The organism is Microbacterium sp. Bi128 (genome assembly GCF_918698205.1).
Genome location: NZ_CAKKMM010000411.1, coordinates 1 through 3896, shown reverse-complemented (window position 1 = coordinate 3896; position 3896 = coordinate 1). Strand labels below are relative to the sequence as shown.

The window sequence follows — 3896 nt, the reverse complement described above, 5'->3', positions numbered from 1 at the left end:
GTCACGCAGTGCCGTGGCACGGAAGCGACTGACAGCGGCCGTCGCCGCCGTCGCGGGGGAACTCGTCGTGGCGCCCGTGGAACGTGAGCTCAGCCGCCTGGCGAAGTTCACGGCCGCGCTGAAGGCCGCCGCGGGTCGGCAGTGAGCCGTCCGTGCGGGGCCGGCCGGATGCGGCCTGCCTAAATCCCGGCCGCGGCGTCGCGGACCTTGATCATGGTGCGGAGGTTGCGTGTGGTGGTGGCAGCCTTGTACTTCGCCTTCGAGGAGAGCTTGCTGAAAGGGCTGTCCAGAGTGCCGCCGGCGGGGGCGAGCCAGGCCAGGGCTTCCGGGCCCAGCCGGGTGAGCTCGGCCCCGTCCAAGGCCCTGCCTGCCTCGAGCAGCTCCGAGAGGACCTCTTCATCAGAGGCGAGCGTCAGGTACGTATGGGTGGACGCGTCGTCGGCCGGGTAGGGGCAGGCCTCCACCAGGGCTGCCACACGGCCCGCGGTGAGCACCACCACCCAGGCGTCGTAGCCGAAGGTTTCCCGCAGGCACGCCTCGAATTCCTTTTTGACGCCGGCCGGATCCAGCTCGCTGGCCAGCACGACGTTGCCGCTGGCCAACAGGGTCACGACACCCGAAAATGGCCGGGACTTCAGGGCGTTCTTGAGATCGGCCATCTTGATATTGATGCCGCCCACATTGATGCCCCGCAGGAAGACCGCATAGCTGTTCATGGGCACAGCATACTTAGTCGTTGGTCTTGCGCAGCGCTTCCGTCAGGACACGGCCGGCGTTGCAGACGACTTCGGCGTGCAGGCGCCCCGGTTGGCGGGTCAGGCGCTCGATCGGGCCGGAGATGGACACCGCGGCAATCACGCGGCCGGACGGCCCGCGGACGGGGGCCGAAACGGAGGCGACACCGGGCTCGCGTTCGCCGAGGCTCTGGCGCCAGCCCCGGCGTCGTACTCCGGCCAGGACGGTGGGGGTGAAGCGGGCGGACTGGAGGCCTTCCAGGAGGCGGTCGTGGTCCTCCCACGCCAGCAGCACCTGGGCGGCGGAGCCGGCCTTCATGGACAGCTGGGTGCCGACGGGGATGGTGTCGCGCAGCCCGATCGGGCGTTCGGCGGAGGCCACGCAGACGCGCCAGTCACCCTGGCGGCGGAAGATCTGGGCGCTTTCGCCGGTGGCGTCGCGCAGCTGCATGAGCACGGGGCCGGCGGAGGCGATGAGGCGGTCCTCGCCGGCGGCGGAGGCCAGTTCCACCAGACGGCTCCCGAGCACGAAGCGGCCCTGGATATAGAGGCTCACGAGCCTGTGGTGCACCAGCGCGAGAGCCAGCCGGTGCACGGTGAGCCGGGCCAGTCCCGTGGCCGCCACGAGCTGCGCCAGGGTGGTGGGGCCGGCCTCAAGTGCGTCAAGCACATGGGCCGCTTTATCGATGACACCGACTCCACTAGAATTGTCCATGTAATGATATTGACGTCTCATTATCTGAGATGCAAGTCAACGCGCTGGCGTATTACTTGGCTGTGCTGGTTCAGTGGAGGAGATAGTCCGTCGGAACGCACAATACTTACCGCAGTGAAGGGAGCAGGCCGTGGCAAAGACACTGGCCGAGAAGGTCTGGGACGCGCACGTTGTGCGCAAGGGGGACGGCGAAGGAGCCAACGCCCAGCCGGATCTCCTCTTCATTGACCTCCACCTGGTGCACGAGGTGACGTCGCCGCAGGCCTTTGAAGGTCTGCGGCTCGCCGGCCGCAAGCTGCGCCGCCCGGACCTCACCATCGCCACCGAGGACCACAACACTCCCACGCTGGATATCGACAAGCCAATTGCCGATCTCACCAGCCGGACCCAGATCCAGACCCTGCGCAACAACTGCCAGGAGTTTGGCGTCCGCCTGCACTCCCTCGGCGACGCCGAACAGGGAATCGTGCACGTGGTGGGCCCCCAGCTGGGCCTCACACAGCCCGGCATGACCGTGGTCTGCGGCGACTCGCACACCTCAACCCACGGCGCCTTCGGAGCGCTCGCCATGGGCATCGGCACCTCCGAGGTGGAGCACGTCATGGCCACCCAGACGCTGTCCCTGAAGCCGTTCAAGACCATGGCGATCAATGTTGAGGGCACGCTGCGCCCCGGCGTGAGCGCCAAGGACATCATCCTGGCCGTCATCGCCAAGATCGGCACCGGCGGCGGGCAGGGCTACGTGCTGGAATACCGGGGCTCCGCCATCCGTGCGCTGTCCATGGAAGCCCGGATGACCATCTGCAACATGTCCATCGAGGCCGGCGCCCGCGCCGGGCTGGTGGCTCCGGACCAGACCACGTACGACTACATGCACGGCCGCCCGCATGCGCCCGAGGGCGCCGACTGGGATGCCGCCGTCGAATACTGGAACACGCTGCACACCGACGACGACGCAGCGTTCGACGTCGAGGTGGACCTCGACGCCGACACCCTGGAACCGTTCGTGACGTGGGGAACCAACCCGGGCCAGGGCGTGTCGCTGTCCGCAAAGGTGCCTTCGCCCGATGACTTCGGCGATGAAAACGCCAAGGCCGCCGCCGAACGCGCCCTGCAGTACATGGGGCTCGAGGCCGGCACCCCGATGAAGGACATCCGGGTGGACACGGTGTTCCTGGGCTCCTGCACGAACTCCCGGATGGAGGACCTCCGGGCCGCCGCCGACATCATCCGGGGCCGGACCAAGGACCCGGCCGTGCGCATGCTGGTGGTGCCCGGCTCCGCCCGCGTCCGGCTCGAGGCTGAAGCCGAGGGCCTGGACAAGGTCTTCAAGGACTTCGGGGCCGAGTGGCGCTTCGCCGGCTGCTCCATGTGCCTGGGCATGAACCCGGACCAGCTGGAGGTGGGGGAGCGCTGCGCCTCCACATCCAACCGCAACTTCGAGGGGCGCCAGGGCAAGGGCGGCCGCACCCACCTCGTCTCGCCCGTGGTCGCTGCGGCAACGGCAGTCCGAGGCACCCTGAGTTCGCCGTCGGATCTGGACCCTGCTCCGGAGTCCGCGGCGGTCCGAGTCGGCGCCGCGTAGTCTCCGCCTTTCCCGCCCAGATCCGAAGCCTCGCTCCACACAGCCTCGATCCACACAGTCCCGAAGGATCCGCCATGGAAAAGTTCACCACTCACACCGGAATCGGTGTCCCGCTGCGCCAGAGCAACGTCGACACGGACCAGATCATCCCCGCCGTGTACCTCAAGCGCATCACGCGCACCGGCTTTGAGGACGCGCTCTTCGCCGCGTGGCGCAAGGACCCGTCCTTCATCCTGAACCAGGCGCCGTTCAATGCAGGATCCGTTCTGGTGGCCGGTCCCGACTTCGGCACCGGCTCCTCCCGCGAGCACGCCGTCTGGGCGCTGAAGGACTTCGGCTTCAAGACGGTCCTGTCCTCCCGCTTTGCCGACATCTTCCGCGGCAACTCCGGCAAGCAGGGCCTGCTTGCCGCCGAAGTCGCCCAGGATGACATCGAGCTCATTTGGAAAGAACTTGAAAACGCCCCGGGTACCGAGGTGACGGTGGACCTCGTGTCCAAGACCGTGCAGTGCGGCAACATTGTGGCGCCGTTCGAGATTGATGACTACACGCGGTGGCGCCTCCTCGAGGGCCTGGACGACATCGGGCTGACCCTGAAGCACGAACCCGACATCACCGCGTACGAGGCCACCCGGCCTTCCTTCAAGCCCAAGACGCTGCCCGCCCGGTTGTCGTAAGGGTCCAGACCTGAGGCTCCCGACCTGAGGCTCCTGGGCCGAGGGCCCAGTGATGCGCCTGGCACTGCGCCTGGTGATGTGCCGCCGTCGAGTTGTAAGACTCGACGGCGGCACTCGAGTTTGTGCGGTGCTCGCGTTTTGTCCGGCCCTCATCGCGCTTTGTACGGCCTTCATCGCGCTAGGCC

At 67.5% G+C, this 3896-nt stretch carries 4 protein-coding genes; 2 read left to right on the top strand and 2 right to left on the bottom strand.

Annotated elements, in window-relative coordinates:
- Nucleotides 1-179: 179 nt before the first annotated feature.
- Together LQV45_RS20040 and LQV45_RS20035 are read right to left on the bottom strand one after the other, a co-directional pair.
- On the bottom strand, nt 180-716 hold the full coding sequence (locus LQV45_RS20040; RefSeq protein WP_230008516.1) for a DUF1697 domain-containing protein: 537 nt from the start codon (nt 714-716) through the stop codon (nt 180-182).
- 13 nt (nt 717-729) lie between these two features.
- The gene (locus LQV45_RS20035) at nt 730-1449 is read right to left on the bottom strand and encodes an IclR family transcriptional regulator (protein WP_230008515.1); all 720 of its coding nucleotides are present in this window, start codon (nt 1447-1449) and stop codon (nt 730-732) included.
- A 130-nt stretch (nt 1450-1579) separates the two neighbouring features.
- Here LQV45_RS20035 and leuC point away from each other — a divergent pair, with 130 nt between their 5' ends.
- Together leuC and leuD are read left to right on the top strand one after the other, a co-directional pair.
- The gene (leuC, locus tag LQV45_RS20030) at nt 1580-3034 is read left to right on the top strand and encodes a 3-isopropylmalate dehydratase large subunit (RefSeq protein ID WP_223916419.1); all 1455 of its coding nucleotides are present in this window, start codon (nt 1580-1582) and stop codon (nt 3032-3034) included.
- 74 nt (nt 3035-3108) lie between these two features.
- The gene (gene leuD / locus LQV45_RS20025; protein WP_018773513.1) at nt 3109-3711 is read left to right on the top strand and encodes a 3-isopropylmalate dehydratase small subunit; all 603 of its coding nucleotides are present in this window, start codon (nt 3109-3111) and stop codon (nt 3709-3711) included.
- Nucleotides 3712-3896 lie beyond the last annotated feature (185 nt).

Excerpts from the sequence above, each read along its gene's own strand:
- LQV45_RS20040 (WP_230008516.1), bottom strand. The coding sequence starts at position 716 with ATGAACAGCTATGCGGTCTTCCTGCGGGGCATCAATGTGGGCGGCATC.
- LQV45_RS20035 (WP_230008515.1), bottom strand. The coding sequence starts at position 1,449 with ATGGACAATTCTAGTGGAGTCGGTGTCATCGATAAAGCGGCCCATGTG.
- leuD (WP_018773513.1), top strand. The coding sequence starts at position 3,109 with ATGGAAAAGTTCACCACTCACACCGGAATCGGTGTCCCGCTGCGCCAG.